This is a genomic window from Treponema sp. C6A8 (assembly GCF_000619925.1).
Classification (GTDB): Bacteria; Spirochaetota; Spirochaetia; order Treponematales; family Treponemataceae; genus Treponema_D.
On the sequence record NZ_JHVB01000014.1, the window covers coordinates 1 to 16,487 of the forward strand.

23 protein-coding genes and 2 pseudogenes are annotated in these 16,487 nt (G+C 40.5%); 7 read left to right on the top strand and 18 right to left on the bottom strand.

Translation table 11 applies throughout. The annotated features are described in order from the left end of the window. Both T530_RS14250 and T530_RS0110955 read right to left on the bottom strand, forming a co-directional pair. A pseudogene (locus T530_RS14250) lies at positions 1-312 on the bottom strand (IS110 family transposase); the annotation flags it as partial. Further along, on the bottom strand, positions 309-647 hold the full coding sequence (locus T530_RS0110955; protein ID WP_027729048.1) for a GNAT family N-acetyltransferase: 339 nt from the start codon (positions 645-647) through the stop codon (positions 309-311). The pseudogene T530_RS14250 and the gene T530_RS0110955, both read right to left, overlap by 4 nt. Positions 648-880: 233 nt before the next feature. Here T530_RS0110955 and T530_RS0110960 point away from each other — a divergent pair, with 233 nt between their 5' ends. Next, a complete protein-coding gene (locus T530_RS0110960; protein WP_027729049.1) occupies positions 881-1,528 on the top strand; it encodes a GNAT family N-acetyltransferase in 648 nt (215 codons plus the stop codon). A gap of 8 nt (positions 1,529-1,536) precedes the next feature. On the opposite strand, the gene T530_RS0110965 is transcribed toward T530_RS0110960, so the two are convergent. The 6 genes from T530_RS0110965 to acgA all read right to left on the bottom strand — a co-directional run bounded on the left by T530_RS0110965 (position 1,537) and on the right by acgA (position 6,237). After that, complete coding sequence (locus tag T530_RS0110965; RefSeq protein ID WP_027729050.1) at positions 1,537-2,457, bottom strand: DUF1848 domain-containing protein; 921 nt, start codon at positions 2,455-2,457, stop codon at positions 1,537-1,539. After that, positions 2,454-3,281 carry a protein-ADP-ribose hydrolase gene (locus tag T530_RS0110970; protein WP_027729051.1) on the bottom strand — a complete coding sequence of 276 codons (828 nt, stop codon included), beginning with the start codon at positions 3,279-3,281 and terminating at the stop codon, positions 2,454-2,456. The genes T530_RS0110965 and T530_RS0110970 overlap by 4 nt, the downstream gene beginning before the upstream one ends. Before the next feature lie 132 nt (positions 3,282-3,413). Then, positions 3,414-4,298 carry a hypothetical protein gene (locus tag T530_RS0110975; RefSeq protein ID WP_027729052.1) on the bottom strand — a complete coding sequence of 295 codons (885 nt, stop codon included), beginning with the start codon at positions 4,296-4,298 and terminating at the stop codon, positions 3,414-3,416. A gap of 23 nt (positions 4,299-4,321) precedes the next feature. After that, positions 4,322-4,897: a nitroreductase family protein gene (locus tag T530_RS0110980; RefSeq protein ID WP_197018277.1), complete on the bottom strand. Its 576-nt coding sequence runs from the start codon at positions 4,895-4,897 to the stop codon at positions 4,322-4,324. Further along, complete coding sequence (acgM, locus tag T530_RS0110985; protein ID WP_027729054.1) at positions 4,891-5,973, bottom strand: radical SAM/SPASM domain protein, ACGX system; 1,083 nt, start codon at positions 5,971-5,973, stop codon at positions 4,891-4,893. Before acgM ends, T530_RS0110980 begins: the two co-directional genes overlap by 7 nt. Positions 5,974-6,000: 27 nt before the next feature. Beyond that, positions 6,001-6,237: an ACGX-repeat peptide gene (gene acgA, locus T530_RS0110990; protein ID WP_027729055.1), complete on the bottom strand. Its 237-nt coding sequence runs from the start codon at positions 6,235-6,237 to the stop codon at positions 6,001-6,003. Between the two features lie 113 nt (positions 6,238-6,350). Between acgA and T530_RS0110995 the strand changes: the two genes are divergently transcribed. Then, positions 6,351-7,259 carry a LysR family transcriptional regulator gene (locus tag T530_RS0110995; RefSeq protein ID WP_027729056.1) on the top strand — a complete coding sequence of 303 codons (909 nt, stop codon included), beginning with the start codon at positions 6,351-6,353 and terminating at the stop codon, positions 7,257-7,259. A 34-nt stretch (positions 7,260-7,293) separates the two neighbouring features. Here the strand turns inward: T530_RS0110995 and T530_RS0111000 are convergent, their stop codons facing one another. Continuing rightward, on the bottom strand, positions 7,294-7,494 hold the full coding sequence (locus T530_RS0111000; protein ID WP_027729057.1) for a hypothetical protein: 201 nt from the start codon (positions 7,492-7,494) through the stop codon (positions 7,294-7,296). 70 nt (positions 7,495-7,564) lie between these two features. On the opposite strand from T530_RS0111000, the gene T530_RS0111005 reads away from it, so the two are divergent. Continuing rightward, positions 7,565-8,038 (top strand): YbaK/EbsC family protein, encoded by a 474-nt coding sequence (locus tag T530_RS0111005; RefSeq protein WP_027729058.1) that lies wholly within the window; start codon positions 7,565-7,567, stop codon positions 8,036-8,038. 62 nt (positions 8,039-8,100) lie between these two features. Here the strand turns inward: T530_RS0111005 and T530_RS0111010 are convergent, their stop codons facing one another. After that, positions 8,101-8,739, bottom strand: coding sequence for a CatB-related O-acetyltransferase (locus T530_RS0111010; RefSeq protein WP_027729059.1), 639 nt, complete (start codon positions 8,737-8,739; stop codon positions 8,101-8,103). A gap of 97 nt (positions 8,740-8,836) precedes the next feature. Here T530_RS0111010 and T530_RS14255 point away from each other — a divergent pair, with 97 nt between their 5' ends. Continuing rightward, positions 8,837-9,034 (top strand): hypothetical protein, encoded by a 198-nt coding sequence (locus T530_RS14255; RefSeq protein WP_051537960.1) that lies wholly within the window; start codon positions 8,837-8,839, stop codon positions 9,032-9,034. A gap of 43 nt (positions 9,035-9,077) precedes the next feature. On the opposite strand, the gene T530_RS15330 is transcribed toward T530_RS14255, so the two are convergent. From T530_RS15330 to T530_RS14260, 5 genes are all read right to left on the bottom strand, one after another. Beyond that, positions 9,078-9,200 (bottom strand): hypothetical protein, encoded by a 123-nt coding sequence (locus T530_RS15330; protein WP_256380944.1) that lies wholly within the window; start codon positions 9,198-9,200, stop codon positions 9,078-9,080. A gap of 280 nt (positions 9,201-9,480) precedes the next feature. Continuing rightward, the gene (locus T530_RS0111035) at positions 9,481-9,753 is read right to left on the bottom strand and encodes a Txe/YoeB family addiction module toxin (protein ID WP_027729061.1); all 273 of its coding nucleotides are present in this window, start codon (positions 9,751-9,753) and stop codon (positions 9,481-9,483) included. Then, on the bottom strand, positions 9,753-10,013 hold the full coding sequence (locus T530_RS0111040) for a type II toxin-antitoxin system RelB/DinJ family antitoxin (RefSeq protein WP_027728846.1): 261 nt from the start codon (positions 10,011-10,013) through the stop codon (positions 9,753-9,755). Before T530_RS0111040 ends, T530_RS0111035 begins: the two co-directional genes overlap by 1 nt. Positions 10,014-10,154: 141 nt before the next feature. Further along, a complete protein-coding gene (locus T530_RS0111045) occupies positions 10,155-10,448 on the bottom strand; it encodes a CRISPR-associated endonuclease Cas1 (RefSeq protein ID WP_081773725.1) in 294 nt (97 codons plus the stop codon). Beyond that, entirely contained in the window at positions 10,409-11,311 is a 903-nt protein-coding gene (locus tag T530_RS14260) for an MBL fold metallo-hydrolase (RefSeq protein ID WP_051537961.1), read from the bottom strand. The genes T530_RS0111045 and T530_RS14260 overlap by 40 nt, the downstream gene beginning before the upstream one ends. Positions 11,312-11,441: 130 nt before the next feature. Between T530_RS14260 and T530_RS0111055 the strand changes: the two genes are divergently transcribed. Next, positions 11,442-12,467 (top strand): low specificity L-threonine aldolase, encoded by a 1,026-nt coding sequence (locus T530_RS0111055; protein ID WP_027729063.1) that lies wholly within the window; start codon positions 11,442-11,444, stop codon positions 12,465-12,467. A 127-nt stretch (positions 12,468-12,594) separates the two neighbouring features. On the opposite strand, the gene T530_RS0111060 is transcribed toward T530_RS0111055, so the two are convergent. Both T530_RS0111060 and T530_RS0111065 read right to left on the bottom strand, forming a co-directional pair. Continuing rightward, the gene (locus T530_RS0111060; RefSeq protein ID WP_027729064.1) at positions 12,595-12,861 is read right to left on the bottom strand and encodes a hypothetical protein; all 267 of its coding nucleotides are present in this window, start codon (positions 12,859-12,861) and stop codon (positions 12,595-12,597) included. Positions 12,862-13,063: 202 nt separating this feature from the next. Further along, positions 13,064-13,480, bottom strand: coding sequence for a hypothetical protein (locus T530_RS0111065; RefSeq protein ID WP_027729065.1), 417 nt, complete (start codon positions 13,478-13,480; stop codon positions 13,064-13,066). Positions 13,481-13,618: 138 nt separating this feature from the next. Between T530_RS0111065 and T530_RS14265 the strand changes: the two genes are divergently transcribed. Further along, on the top strand, positions 13,619-15,598 hold the full coding sequence (locus T530_RS14265; RefSeq protein ID WP_051537962.1) for a Na/Pi symporter: 1,980 nt from the start codon (positions 13,619-13,621) through the stop codon (positions 15,596-15,598). An 89-nt stretch (positions 15,599-15,687) separates the two neighbouring features. Next, positions 15,688-16,044, top strand: a complete 357-nt coding sequence (locus tag T530_RS0111075; protein ID WP_027729066.1) for a NifB/NifX family molybdenum-iron cluster-binding protein — start codon at positions 15,688-15,690, stop codon at positions 16,042-16,044. Positions 16,045-16,047: 3 nt separating this feature from the next. On the opposite strand, the pseudogene T530_RS14270 reads toward T530_RS0111075, so the two are convergent. Further along, a pseudogene (locus T530_RS14270) lies at positions 16,048-16,430 on the bottom strand (VOC family protein). Positions 16,431-16,487: the final 57 nt, after the last annotated feature.

The window sequence follows — 16,487 nt, forward strand, 5'->3', positions numbered from 1 at the left end:
TCCTGTAAAACATATAAGTTTTTCGACATCATCCTTTATTTCCGAATTTTCTGCCATCTGTTTTATTTGTGCATCAAGCCGTGCAACTTTTGCCATAAGTTCATTTACTTCTGCAAAATATTCTTCAAAAGCAAGTTGCAGCCATTCATCCTTGAAATGAACTGTTCTCAGCCATTCAAAATGATTCAGTGTCCAGTAAGAGCCGTTCTCCGGATAAATCATTCCCATTCTGAGAAGGAAAGAAAGCAGCTCCTGCTTTGCTTTCTTTAACTGCCGTTTTTTGCTGCATCTTGCCCTGGTAAATTCCTTCATAGCTGTTTGATTACATTGCCGGCAATTCCCTGGCGGCGTTTTTCAGCAACCGTGTAAACGTTCATAATGTTTCCGACACGCCCATGAGGAAATCTAGGATTGGCAGGTTTTTCCTGAATCAGTAAAAAAGCAATTGAAGTGATTTTTCCTTCTTCCTCCGCTGCGAAAACAAAACAATCGCGGTTCAGATGATTTTTAAGATATTCCTGAAGCTGGACTTGAATTGTTGCTTCAGTTTCTGCTGTCTGAGGCCCCATATCTTCGCGGATAAACTCCATACGGCATCTTATAATCTGGTCGAGTTCATTCAAATCAGCTTTTTTATAATTAATCATTTTTGCCTCTCAGTTTAATTATAACAGAGATTTTCACACAAAGCACTGCATCAATTCTTGTTTCATGATAAAATATTAGTAAGAAATTTTGAAGGAGACTGGATGTTCAAATCTGGCAAAACTTGGTTCATTGTTTGATGCCTTGAAAGATGGAAATCTTTTGGGCGGTCTTTCAAGGTGATGTTTTTTAGGGAAATCTTCCCGGCTCATAAAACAATTTCCTGGAGATACAAATGAACTCAATTATTACAATCCGCGTGGAAGAGCCGCGCGATTTTCGAGAAGTTGAAACTCTTACCAGAGAGTCTTTCTGGAACGTTTACCACCCTGGCTGTACAGAACATTATGTTCTTCGCTGCTTCAGAAACAATCCCGATTTTATTCCCGAACTTTCCCTTGTTATGGAGAAAAACGGACAGATTATCGGGCATGTGATGTTTTCAAAAGCAGAGCTTAGCATTGAAGCTGATGGAAAGCCGACTGGCGAAAAACTTCCAATCTGGACTTTTGGGCCAATCAGCATACATCCAGATTTCAAGAGACAGGGCTACGGCCTTAAACTCTTAAAGTATGCGCTCAAAAAAGCCAAAGCTTTAGGTATCGGGTTTATCTGTATGGAAGGTAATATCAACTTTTACCGTCATGCAGGTTTTGATCTGGCAAGTAAGTTACATATTCATTACCACTGCGAGCCAAAGGATTCAGAAGTGCCATACTTTTTAGCACAGGAACTGATTTCCGGCTATCTCAATGGAATTGAAGCAACTTACACTCCCCCAAAAGGATACTTTGTTGCCGAAGAAAATCCCGAGGACTTTGCTAAATACGAAGCAGAATTTCCCTATAAGGAAAAACTGGTTCTACCTGGTCAGTTAGGATAAAATTAGCTTTATTCCACAATCCAGCTTTTCTGTGCGGTATTAAAAATCTTATCATCAGGAGTCAGCTCGCCTATTAACAGTGGAGAAGCCGGGTTATGCAACTTCATGTTCTGGCGAACAAGTTCCTCATTCGCATTTGCATAGCAATAACGGCACAGATGACCACAGGAATTGTAGGCTCCAATATCTCCGTTTAAGAAACAGGCACATTCTTTTCTTGCAGAATTTTTTTTGGGTACTTTAAGTTTTTTACCAATGGCATTTTCGAGGACTGCAAGTGTCTGACATCCGGAGCAATCCGCACCAAAGCGGGCAAGGTCGTTTCCTTCTGCACAAGGACGCAAGGTCATTCCATATTTTGCAGCAATTTCAACAAAAGCTTTTCCAAGAGTAAGCCTCTCCTCTTGAGATATCTCCCGTACCTGGGGAAAATTACGCTTCACTTTTGGATACAAATCTATAAAGCTGATTACAACAGTCTTCGTTGAGCCGCAAAGCCTTCGCGCAATATTCTCAAACGCCTTTAGATGATATGGAATCGTATACTTTTCGGAAATAAAAATCGGATCATACCGCCAGCCGACTTTCTCAGAACCAAGCCGTTTTCCAAGTTCAATAATGCCATCTGCGACATCAGCCTTTTCCGGCACGTTCGGTTCAATTTCTTTTCCGTAGGGCGTGAGCGAAACATACCACCACTGATTATACATTGAAAGCTCATTCCAGAGTTCCTGATTTTTCAAAACCGGCAGGGGGTTTTTAGTGCAGAAAGTAATCAAATCAACAATCTGAGGATTCAGTTCATAACGCGAAACCGACAAAGGATAAAAGGGATTCCTTACCATCACATACCCTTCTTTTAGCCTGTTCAAAAGCCACTGAGAATAAAATGCAGGAATGTCTGTTCGCTGACCTGTCTGGATTATCATTTTTGACCAAGTACCTTCTTATAAATCTCCAGATCCTTATTTCCAAAGACATTGAAGACAACCTTCTTCACGCTGGAATCTGGATTTTCTGTCAGCCACATTTCAACCGTCTCAACTGCAATCTGAGCGGCAAGGTCAGCAGGGAATCTGAATACTCCGGTTGAAATGCAGCAGAAAGCGACCGACTCAAGCTGATTTTGAGACGCAGTTTCAAGGCAGTTTTTGTAGCAGTTTGCAAGCAGAATCTTTTCGCGCTTACCCACGCTTGTGTAAATAATGGGGCCAACAGTATGAAGCACATAACGACTTGGAAGATTAAAGGCCGGGGTGATTTTGCAAAGTCCGGTTCCTTCTTCATGCCCCTGCCTTTGCATCAGCTCGTTACAGGCAAGCCGTAGCTGAATACCTGCATAGGTGTGGATACAGTTGTCAATACATGCATGAAGTGGCGCAAAGCAGCCAAGCATGGCAGAATTTGCCGCATTAACAATTGCATCAACTTTTAGAGTGGTGATGTCGCCTTGCCAGAGGTAAAGTTTTGGGTTACTTTCTGTCGGGCTTAAATCTGCAATATCCGTAATCCCTCGCTCTTTATTAACCTGCTGCAGGTACTCATCCTGTATTCTCAAAAAGTCTTCGCTAATGGAATATGAACCACGAATATTCATCAAAGCTCTCAGTATATCTCGCTGGCTCTTTTCATCATCAGGAATCACAAAGCCGCCTTCATTTCCGGGCACAAGACCCAGCTTAAAGCCTGCACTACCCTTATCTTCTTTGAGGAGTTCTGTTATTAAATATGTGCGTCGTTCTTTTTGTGTCATTTCCTTTTCCTCTTCATTTGGGCGTTGCGCCAGCTACGCTGCCGCCGGGCTTTTCGGGGTTACGCTATCGCTTCATTCTCGTTTGGTTCGACTCCGCTCTCCAAACGAGAACGCTTCGCGCCCCTACAATCCCTAACGCAAATCTGCCAAGGTCTCATAAATATCATTATTCACGCAAATACTCTGATTTTCAATTTCTTTCGGAACTAATGCTTCTCCTTTGTTAATGCAGATGTATTTTGCTTTCGGGTTTGCATAGGTCATCTTCCAGAAAGGATATTTGATAATGCCCGGAGTATTTCCGCCAACGCCGAGCTCCAGATAAACAATACGGTCATCTTTATTCTTATTCAGAAAATCTTCATAACGGCCAGCTGCCTTATTCCAGCCTTCATCTTCCACAAAAGTGTCGTCAGCGCGAAGGTTCATGCTCATAGGCTTTCCGCACACAGGACAGCGGGGGACCAGTTCAGAAGGAACAGTCATTTTGATTCCTTCAAATCCATTTTCCGGAAGTTCCAGACCACCATCATCCTGAATTACAAAGCCCTGTTCCCTGACCATTTTTTCAACAAAGAGCTGATTATCGTAAGTTTTCTTGTGACAAGGCTGTGAACACTGCCAGAGACCGTAATCCCCCTGAGTATAAAACAGTCGTGACTTATCAAAACCCGCTTTCTGAAAGCAGTGGTCAACATTAGTCGTAAGAACAAAATAATTTTTATTCTTCACAAGTTCAAAGAGTTCTTCATAGACAGGAATGGTCGCATTCATGTAGCGGTTAATCATGATATAGCGGCTCCAGTAAGCCCAGTTTTCTTCAAGAGTTTTGTAAGGATAAAAGCCACCGGAATACATGTCGTGAAAGCCGTACTTCTTTTCAAAATCAGAAAAGTATTTTTGAAAACGCGGCCCGCTGTAGGTAAAGCCTGCAGAAGTTGAAAGCCCGGCTCCGGCTCCAACAACAAGGGCTTCTGCATTTTCCAAAACTGATTTGATTTTTTCGATTTCGCTCATTTTGACCTCCGCCCTCTCTTAAACTATTCTACCACGACAAGACGGTTGCTCTTTCGAGGCTTGCTCGCAGGCTGAGAGCCGTCAATATACCCCAAAATTACAAAGCACTGACAGGTGTAATTTTCCGGTACTCCCCATTCTTTGCATAGAGCTTTTCCTTCCGCGCTGTCAAAAGTTTCTTCGCCACGTGAAATTATGCAGGAAGCAATTCCAAGCTCGGTTGCCTGTAAAATCATGTTTTCGGCAATACAAAAAGCATCGGCAACCTTAAAGAGAAAATCATCCTGACAGAAAATACAGACAACTGTTGGCGCATCGTAGAATCCGTTTTTCATAGTCGGATCATCAATAACACTCGGCTGTTCGGCAGAAACATAACTTCCACTTAAGTTTGCGCGGTTGAATCTGGCAAGATTCATTCTTCCAAGATGAGCCGCCATTTCGCTGTTATGAACGGCAACCATCATGCTTCTCTGTCCACCACCTGCATTCGGTGCAAAGTTTCCTGCTTCAAGGATTTTGTCCAAGTCCTCTCGGCTAATCTGCTTTTTAGTATATTTTCTGATTGAATGTCTTGCTTTGATTATATCCATTAACATGATAATTGTTCTCCTGTAATTTGATTAGTCTGTTTCCAGCACTGTGGGTCGGCTGCATAAAAGTTTCCGCCGTTACTTCCTGCGGCTACAGCTGGACAACCACGACAATATGGCAATAGTTCGCACTTAGCGCACTTTGAAAACTTTTCGTAATCCCTGAAACCTTCCATTTTCTGATTCAGCCACACATCTTTAAGACGGTCCTTGAATGCATTTCCGACTTTGCTTGTGGCAACACGGCGGCAGGCGAAAATGTCTCCTGTGGGCAGAATAGTTATGTGGCAGTTTCCGCAGTTGCAGCCACTGTAAATCATGCCCTTTTCAGCATCATCTGGGATTTTGAAACGCCCGTGTTCGTAATCAAAAAGTGTCCACAGATGGTCTTTTCTATTAAAACAGGTCTTACAACCTTTACTTTCGTAATCAGTATATTTTCTGTCGATTTCTTCAAGGAAGTCGTGGTAACGTTCCGGCGAGATGTACCAGTCACTTTTTTCGTTACCCTTGCCGTCACTCGTAGGAACATAACGGGCAAAGGCATAGACCTGAGATTCAGCCTCAACAACGGCATCTACTACAGATGGGATTTCTTCGATGTTTGTACCGCTCACTGTGGTCATGATCACACTGGTTATTCCCGCTTCATTAATCAATCGGATTTTTTCAAGCGTTGTTTTGAAGCTGCCCGGCTTTCTGAACCAGTCATGAGTTTCTTCCATGCCATCAATGCTCATCTGATACTTATCACAGCCAAGTTCTTTCATTTTCTTCAAATTTTCTGCAGTCAAGTGAAATGGATTTCCCATCAATGTAAAAGGGATTTCATGTTCTTTCATAAGACCAAGCAAATCCCAAAAATGCGGATGCAGAATAGGATCTCCGCCAGTGAGGTAGAAATATGGCAGGCGGTCAAAATGCTCACAGAATTCCAATGCATTAAAAAAAACAGTCTTCATCTGTTCCCAGTTCATAGAAATAAGAGCAGGGTGACCTTCTGCAAAAATGTAGCAGTGCTTGCACCTCTGGTCGCACTCATCTGTAATATGCCATTGAAAAGCAAAGTATTTATCTGCCATATTCTACCTCCTCGCGAATTAGAAAAGTTATTTTCCAGCCCCACACGCACTACCACAGGCTGCTGGTTTCTTTTCTGGTTCTGCAGGCTTACTTGCCCCACATGCTGAACCACAAGCTGCAGGCTTTTTCTCTGGTTCACCGGCACCACATGCAGAAGCAGGTTTATCTGCCGGTTTTCCAGCTCCGCAAGCTGTTCCACAAGCAGAGCCTTTGTCTGCCTGAGCCTTCTTTTCATTCCAATCTGAAAGATTCTTAAGTGCCATAACTGCACCTCCTAAGTTTTAAGTTACTTTGATAATAAGGGACTAGAAGGCTTTTGTGAAATGAATTATTATTATAATTGATAACTTATCGGAATAAATAAAGGAGAACAGACATGAACACAACCCAGCTTGAATGTTTCGTAAGTCTTGCCTCGACACTGAATTTTGCAAAAACGGCGGAACAAGTATATCTTACTCAGCCGGCTGTTACCAAAGAAATTCAGTCGCTTGAATCTGAGCTTTCTGCAAAACTATTTATCCGCACTACCCGCTCTGTTTCTCTTACCGATGTTGGCCACCAGTTTCTGCCGGAAGCGAACTCTATCCTCAATTCCTATTATCATGCAAAGGACTGGATTGCTTCTTTTCATTCTAAAAGTAAATGTTCCCTTCGTATCGGATATATGGATTCCCACTGTCTGCCATTTGTAAACAAGGTTTTGGGTTCAATAAAAGATAAGTTTGAAATCCTGCTTCCTTCTTTTATTGTTGACCAGACAGACACCAACTTAAACAGACTTGTTCACGGCCAGGCTGATATTGTAGTCGGAATTAAAGATTCAAGATTTAAGGATGATTCCATAGATTTTAAAACGCTGCACATGGACGGCTTTGTCATTGCTTTTCCAAAAGACCATCCAGTCATAAAAGAGGCCAAGAAAAAGAAACTGACTGAGATTTCTCAGGATATACTCTGGGAATATCCTCAGGTCGTGCAGATTCCGCCATACCTTTTAAAGAACGTTTTCTCCAAAGGTAGTCACATCCTGCCGGTAAACGAAAAGCTTGATAATATTCTGTGTTCTTTTGCTTCTGAAGTTTACGGTCTTGTAAAAGCAGGATTCGGCTTTGCCTTTGTTCCTGAATATCTTGCAATTCCCGATAGAGAACTTGTTTTCTATCCTTTTAAAGAAACTCGCCACGCTCCTTTTGGAATCTATTACCGGAAAGAATCTCTGGAGGCAAAGGATTCTGCTGTTTTTCAGTTTCTAGCGGAGGCGAAGAAAGTTTATGCTTTATAAGAAATAAAGTCTTTTTTGCAAATACAAAGTCTTCCTAGTGCCCAATCATCGTATTTGCCCGGTATTCTGCATTCAGCTGGGCAATTTCTTTCTTACCGTCTATGTACTGCTGATAGTCAATTTCCATGCCGCCACAGGCACAGCACATAGAACAATCGCTTCCGCAGCCAAGAGCATCGGCAACGATTTTTTCTCTTTCTTCCTTTGTTGTATCTTTTATCAAAATACTTTTCATTGACTGACAGCCTCCTTATTTTGTATTATATCCCTATCTGATTAATAGGTAAACAAGGATATTTAGATATATGATAAATGAAAAAGTTTTAGACTTCCTCAAAGCTAAGGGATATGCAGACAGACTCACCGAACACAAAGAAACAATCGATACCGTAGAACATGCAGCACAGCAGATTGGCTGTTCCGAGGCAGAGATTGCAAAGACGCTTTCATTTATTGTGGATGAAAAACCTGTTATCGTGGTAATGGCAGGAGACGGACGTGTAAACTCGTCAAAGTTCAAGGCTCTTTTTCATACCAAACCAAGCATGATTCAGCGAGACCAGGTTGAAGCAATCACCGGATTTGCTCCCGGCGGAGTCTGCCCTTTCAATGTTCCAAAAGAAATCCCCGTATGGCTCGATGTTTCAATGAAGAGATTTGAATACGTTCATCCAGCAGGCGGAAACTCATTTACTTCGGTAAAACTCACTCCCTCTGACCTGGAAGAAGTATCAGGCGCCACCGGCTGGTGTGATGTCTGCAAGGGCTGGGAAGAATAGAAGAAAAAGCCAGATTTTACATCTCTGCAATTTTTCGCAATGTATTTGGCCATTTTAATATCCTACTTCCTTACCTTCAGCTCTCGTCTCACCATTTCCAAATCACTACTTGTCAGAATTGGAATCAGCTTATTGATTTCCTCAATTGACTTATCCCACCAGCAGAACTTTTCAAGAAGTTCAATCATTTTGTCATCAAAACGTTTTTTTATTGTGCGGCAAGGATTTCCGACATTGATTGTGTATGGCGCAATGTTACTTGCAACTACGGCATTCGCTCCGATTATGGCACCGTCGCCAATATGAACGCCCGACATGATTACGGCATTCTGCCCAATCCAAACATCGTTACCGATGACAGTATCTCCCTTGAGCGGCAAATCTTTTTTCAACGGGGCATCCATGTCCCAGCCCTCCAGCGTGTAGAAAGGAAAAGTTGAAACTGCATTCATCTGATGATTCGCTCCATTCATAACGAATTCCACACCCGCTGCAATCTGACAAAACTTCCCGATAATCAGCTTGTCACCGTTCCATTCATAAAGATGAGTCACATGACTTTCAAAATCGGAATCTGCAATATAAGTAAAATCACCAACGATAATGTTTGGATTCTTAAGAGTGGGTTTTACATAAATCTCTTTGTCATAACCAGCTATAGGATGAATTGTCATTGGATTTGGAAGCTTGCCGTCTTTCATTCTGAAACCTCAATTCAATTATAACAGAAAAGCCCCTTCAAAGCACACAAAAGAAATTCTCCTTCCCCTACTCTACAGAATCTTCCCAAGATGGATTTTGTATCCCGCAATCGCACAGGGCGAATATGCTGCCGTAAAGACCTATGCCCCTGTAGCCGAAAAATTCCCGGAAGTTGAAAGCGTAAAGAATGATGAAAAGCGGCATGGGGATACGGTAAAAGGATTATTAAACAAAGAGCAGGACGGCCAGTTCCCGGAAGGCATGTTTAGGTTTGAGAAGAGAATTGAACGTTAGGAGAAAAAAAACATTGTATCACCTTCCGAAAACGGAAGGTCGTTTAGTTTAAAGCATCCAGATGCATTTCATTTTCAATAATTGCAAGAAGTCCTGTGACGCCTTTACGAAGATCTGTCGCTCCTGGACGCACGTAAAGCTTTGCACTTTCAAAATCGATTTTCATAAGGAAGCCATTGCTGCAAGGATTTCCCGGATAATTACCGCATTAGTGTTTCGGGGAATTTCAGCTTTATATTTTGATACCCAGCCTGACAGGGTATTCGGCCTTATGCCGTATTCTGGGGCGAATACTGTCTGTGATTTTCCTGACTGAGACAAGTTTTTTCTTTCCGATAATGAAAAAAATAAAGGATGAACTGAAGGAGCTTTCGCAGACCATTTTAAAAGGAGAACTCGAAAAGCCCGACCGCCTGCCGCAGGCAGGCGGATGCGCCCAGAAAGATTTATTTTTCCTGATGATAATGAGTTCCGCACTGAACTATATAAAGATTATCGCCTTCAACTTTATAGACAAGTCGATTTGCCCTGTCAATTCTTCGGCTCCAATATTCTGAAAGTTCATATTTCAATTGTTCAGGTTGTCCACGCCCCTTATCTACACCATTTCGCTCGATATCCTTTATAAGCTCATGCACCATTTTGATTAGTTTTTTCTGGTGAAGTTCAAAGAAATTGCAATAATCATCCCAAGCTACATCTGCCCAGATTTTTATCATTACGACAACTCCTTCAATTCATGAACCTGCCCTTTTCCGCCTTCAACTTGTGCAATTGCCTGGCGAAGATATTTGAGGTTTTCGTCTGAATAAATATAAGGATCGTCTTTTGCTTTCAACTCAAATGGAAGTCCATTTTCGCGGATGACGGCTTTTACAAAAGCTGTTATTGCAGTCGTAACATTCAATCCAATTGAAGAGATTATATTTTCGAATGAATCTTTATCAGAATCATCTATTTTTGCAGAAATTGTAGTCATATTACCTACCTCCGACTAAAATATACTACCAAGAATTAAATATGTCAAATTTTTGATTATTATTTCAAGATTTTTGTAAATAACAGCGTGAGGGATTGTAGGTGCAGCCCGTAAGGGCTGTTCCGAAGCGGCGGTGGTTTATCACCAGAGCGCAGGAATGAAGGCGAAAGCCGGAACACCGAAAAGCCCGACCGCTTGCGAAACAAAGTGAAGCAAGCGGGCACGCCAAGGTTCAATCAAATCGTCTGCAAGATTAAAGCTGTTGTATTCATTATGATGATTGATTCCAAGCGCACAGTGAAATCCTGTTGAAATCAAAGCCTTGATAATATAACTCCTGATAATTGCATAACCATAATTCAAAGCAAAATTAACGGGATCTTCATGTCTTCTGTTCAGTCCTTTACAACAAGCTGCCCGTTTGAAATATGACATTCTGATGGTTTTGTAATTTCAACAACTACTTCATCCCCAGACCGAACATAACTCAACTGGTCACCCATGATTTCTTTCATCTGATTGAAAACCGGAAGGCCAGTACAGTGACATGTTGCAAAGTGGGATTTATAACCTTTGAGGCGGTTTGCGATTTCTGTGACTTCGGCGGTATCTGCTTGAGAGAACTCAGTACGTTTCATAAGATGAAAGCCGCCGATTACGAGGTCTGGGAACATTTCCTTTCCAAACTTCCGCTCAAGAGTTTTCATCACATTCAGAATGCCGTTGTGTGCACAGCCACAGAAAAGGATTTTCTTTCCATCAGCTGTCAAAAGCAGATTCTGTTCGTGATGGAATTCGTCCTGGATATACTGACCGCCGCGAAGCTCACGGAGACGCTTGTTTGTAGAAGGCAGCGGAAAAGCTCGATTATCAACAGCAAAAACCTGAAGCTCATCATCAATTTTTGAGTCACCCTTCAAAAGCTGAACCTGGGGCAGTGAAAGAATCTTTTTATCAATCCCGATATAACGAAAGCCCTTATCTCCCCCGTCGAAGGCATAATATTCACCACCGGCATTACTCTGCATGTAAATCTTTGCACGCGGATTAATTTCCACAAACGGGAGGATTCCGCCTGAATGATCATAATGTCCGTGGCTCAAAATCACAGTATCAACAGAAGTCAAATCTACACCAAGCTTCTGGGCATTACGAATCATAAGCTCGCTCGGGCTTGTATCGAACAAAAACCTATGAGCTTGGGTTTCTACATAAAACGAAAGTCCGTGAGCCGCCTCGCAGCCGCTATCGCCTGGTTCATTTTCTACAAGATTTATAATCCGCATTACAGTTTCCATTTTTCTTATTATATCAGAGATTTTCGTTCAAAACATTCTAAATCGCGGGATAAAAACCTTTCATTGACTATGAATCCCCCTGCCTGCTATTATACAGCCATTATATCAGCAGATAAAAAAGGGGAAATGAATGCTGTCATTTGAAAGTGATTATATTGAAGGTGCACATCCAAAGATTCTGGAGGCACTGGCAAAAACAAATATGGAAAGTCTTTCGGGCTATGGTGCCGACGAATATACAAAAACTGCAAAAGAAAAGATTGCAGCTGCCTGCGCTTTGCCAGATGCACAGATTGCTTTTTTGACTGGCGGCACTCAGACTAATCAGATTGTAATCGACACAATGCTTCATCAGTATGAAGGCGTTGTCGCAGCTCAGAGCGGCCATGTAAGCGTTCATGAAGCTGGAGCCATTGAATATACCGGCCGAAAAGTTCTGACACTCCCCTCTCACAATGGAAAAATTGATGCCGCAGAACTTGATTCCTATATTTCTGATTTTTACAAGGATGGAAATCACGAGCACATGGTTTTTCCGGGAATGGTCTATATTTCTCATCCGACGGAATACGGAACCTTATATTCGAAAGCTGAAATGACAGAGATTTCAAAAGTCTGCCGAAAGCATAAAATCCCGCTCTTTCTCGACGGGGCACGACTTGGCTACGGTCTTATGAGCAGACAGTCAGATTTGACTCTCCTTGATATTGCAGAACTTTGTGATGTTTTTTACATAGGCGGAACTAAAGTCGGAGCTCTGTGCGGTGAAGCCCTCGTCTTTACAAAAAAGAATATGCCTCTTCATTTTGAACATCTGGTAAAAAAACACGGTGCGCTTCTGGCAAAAGGACGACTTTTAGCCATTCAGTTTGACACACTCTTTACTGATGATTTGTATTTTGAAATCAGCCGCAATGCAATTGACCGCGCAGAAGAATTAAAGTCTCTCTTTACCAGAAAAGGCTACAAGTTTTTTATGGATTCTCCGACTAACCAGCAGTTTGTAATTCTAGAAAACAGCAAACTCAATGAGCTTCAGAAAAAAGTAAAGTTCGCTTTCTGGGAAAAATACGATGAAAGTCACACGGTCGTAAGATTTGCAACAAGCTGGGCAACCACAAGTGAAAAGATTTCAGAACTGGAAAAAATATTATAAAGATAAGCTGGCTTTTATTATCAGCATCTTTCCGGCAAATTATTCACAACGCGGAGCATTTCAAGCCTCACATCCATTATTACAGAAATTTCAAAAAGCGATTATATGTTCTTAATGGAATATATTATTAAATCCAGACATTTATAAACTTTTTTGTAATCATGATTTTTCCATACTCTGTTGCAATCGGATAGGCATCACCAAAATCTATAAATTTCCCAGAATCATCAAATACTTTTCTGTCTTTTTCGAACAGAACTTTCTGTCTTAAATTTCCATTCTCATCTATATCCAGAATTAAAATCGAACCGTTATCTTTATTCGATTTTCTTTGTATTCGAACTTTTATTCCTTTTTTGATTTCAATCCATTTATTTAAAATTATATTGTCCATGATTTATACTTTCTGTGATTCAATACAACAAATTAGGGGAAATTTTCCTCTAATTTCCCTTAATTTCCACTATAATCATTCATGTAAGCATATATATAATGCTGTACTCAAGCAATATATCCTCAAGGGTTATGCTGCAAATGAACATCGGCTTGAAGAATTACGCCAGACATTACAAATTATATATTTTTATATTCCTAAATTAATAATCTTCTACCTCACGGAAATCCATCTTTTTACGGTCGCTGCGTTTTTTAAGCCCTTTTCCGCCAGAGTTCTTTTGACGTAAATCACCGCTGGTAAGAACGGAGATAGATTTTTCGCTGGACTGACGGCGTTTTTTGGCATCGCTTTCCAGAAGCTTATAGGTCTCTTCTTTTTTTATAAGGATATCATTAGCACTGTTAAGATGGAGCGCATAATGCAGTTGATTATTTTCTGCCAGATATTCAACGCAGATTTCCAGGTCTTTTAAGCAGATTCCCGCTTTGTTCTTTCCCTGAATTTTTGTATTTCCGCGTATTTTCTTTGCAAGAACAGCTTCTGTTATCAAAGATTTTTCCTTCATCTGTTCAAGCGCAGCAGCAATTTCTTTTTGAATTGGTGATAAATCGTTCATTTTTTACGTTCCTAATGGATACAGCCATTTTACCATTTCTTTAAGGCTCCTTCCACAAATAGTCAACTGCATAAAATTTACAAAGAATTAACATAAACTACCTTACATTTTATTTTTCTCGTAGTTATAGTAAAAAATATGATAACTGTAATCAGCCAATTATTGTTTTTCATCGGTTCGCTCTGTCTCTTGCTTTTTGGAATGGAAATGCTTTCAAACGGAATCCAGAAAGGAGCAGGAAACAGTCTTCAGGCTTTGCTGCGCAAGATTTCCGGAAACAGATTTACAGCCGTCCTGACAGGAGTTGCAGTTACGGCAATCATTCAGTCCTCCGGTGCAACCACTGTAATGACAGTCAGTTTTGTTAATGCCGAAATAATCACCTTGACTCAGGCAATAGGAATAATCTTTGGTGCAAATATTGGAACTACTGTTACCGCCTGGATAGTTTCCTTATTTGGATTTTCCTTTAGCATAGAAGCGGCTGCAATCCCTCTTTTTGGTTTTGGTTTTATCCTTAAATATTTTAAGAAGCTGAAAATTCATAATTTTTCAGACTGTTTTATGGGATTTGCCCTGCTATTTATGGGTTTAGGCCTTTTAAAAACGTCAATCAATCTGCGGACTGAATCAATCAGTTTTTTACAAAGTTTTCAAAACTACGGGGCACTTGGAATTCTGCTTGGCGTATTAATTGGAACAATTTTTACCGCCTTGATTCATTCGTCATCTGCTACTACTGCAATAGTCCTTACGATGTCAGCAAACGGAATTCTTTCATGGACCCTAGGTGCAGCTATAGTTTTGGGAAGCAACATCGGTTCTACAGTGGATGCGGTTATGTCATCTTTTGGAGCAAGTGTAAATGCAAAACGAACGGCAGCGGTTCATGTTGCCTTCAATGTTGCAGGAACGCTTCTGGCCTTACTCTTCTTCAAAAACTTCCTTAAACTCATAGATTTTATAGTTCCAAAAAGTCCGGCAGAAAATATTACAACTCACATTGCAATGCTTCATACAGTTTTTAATATTTCAGCAACTTTGCTTTTTCTGCCTTTTGTAAATCAGATTGCTTCGCTTGCAAAAAAACTTGTAGCAGAAAGTCAGAAAGAACTTGATGCCCATTACAGAATGCCAGTCATCCTTCCGCTTAATCACGTAAGTGTAGATTTATATACCTTCCAGATTCAAAAAGAAATTACAAAAATGTCTGCCTGCGTAATGGAAATGTTGGATTATCTTAGAGAAAGCCTTAGCAAAAACGATAATAGTCCTTCCATGCTCATAGAAAAAGTAAATGAAAAAGAAGCATATGTTGATGAGATGAATAATGAAATCACAAGTTTCCTGCAAAAATGTTCACGTCTTCCAAGTGCCAATCATACAGACCGCAACAATTGTTCCCGCATGATTTCTATAGTTCAGAATCTTGAAGATTTAAGCGATGAATGTAACTCTATGATGCACACCATCTGTAAATTTAAAAAAGAAGAAGGCCATTCACCGCACAAAAATCAAACTAAAGAACTGATTTCATATTTTGATCAGGTGCATGTTTTTTATGAACAGACTTGTACCTTTATTGCTCTTGGACTTTCTGATATTGATAAGGTTATTCTTTCTGAAGTTGAAGATAAAATCAACAGAACCAAAAAGAACCTTAAAAAAGCCAGCCGTAAAAGAATTGAAAATGGCAGCAATGTAAAAACTGAACTTAATTATATGGATCTTGTCCGGAAGATTGAAAAAGCCGGTGACTGTGTATTTGGTGTAATTCAGGCAATTCAGCCAAGCATTAGTGATTTTCTTCCCGGAGACAACTCAGAAAATAATCTGATTGGTTCACAAAATATAATCATAAATGTAAAAAGCCGTAAAGTTTTTGTTTCCGGAACAGAAGTTCAATTATCAGCTAAAGAATACGATTTGCTTTTACTTTTAATGAGGAAGAAAGGCGAAATAGTTTCCAGAGAAGAACTCTTTGAATCTATCTGGAATTATGAAAAAGAAATTGAAACCAGAACTCTGGATGTACACATAAGACTTTTAAGACAAAAGCTGAATAACCAGAAACTGATTGAAACAGTTCGTGGAATAGGTTACCGAATAAATGAATAAAGTCGTAAAACTGCCACTTTCTCATCAAAACTTTGCCTATTAGCAGTTTTTTTTGTATATTTAAATAAATAAGATTGACGAGGTATCACATGAAAATCGCAGTAACTTACGAAAAAGAAACAGGAAATGTATTCCAGCATTTTGGGAAAACTCAGTATTTTAAGATTTATCAGATTGAAGACGGAAAGATTGTTTCTTCAGAAGTAATTGATAACGGCGGAAACGGACATCACGCGCTTCCTCCATACCTTAAGAGTCTTGGAGTAGAAACTTTGATTCTTGGAAACCGCGGTCAGGGTGCCGTTGATGCAATTACCGCTGCCGGTTTAAAAGAAATGCCAGGAATTACTGGTTCTGCCGACGACGCCGCAGAACTTTTTGCAAAGGGCGAACTCAAGCCTAACTTTGCAGCTAAGTGTGACCATCACGGCGAGCATCATTCTTAATCTTTATTCAGTAATCTCAATCTGGTTTCCTTCAACAGCCACGATGCAGCTTTCATAATAGCCGTCGCCGGTTGTTCGGGGACCGCTGACAACTTCGTAGCCGTCGGTCTTAAGTCTTGCAGTTAGAGAATCAACTTTTTCCTTGCTGCCAAGACTAAAAGCGACATGAGCGTATCCCGTCCGATTCAAATGTTTTTCCTCATCTAAAAGACCAGGTTTAGTCATCACTTCTAATCTGGCACCGTCTTCAAAAGAAATAAAATATGAACGAAAATCAGTTTTATGATTGTGATAACCCTTATTCGAAGTTCCGCCAAGATATTTTACAAAAAATCTCTGGCTTTTTCCAAATCATTTACATAAAGCGCAATATGTTCAATTTTCATGTTTGTTTACTCCCCTTCTAACTTTCTTCTTACCATTTCCAATATTATATCAGAGAT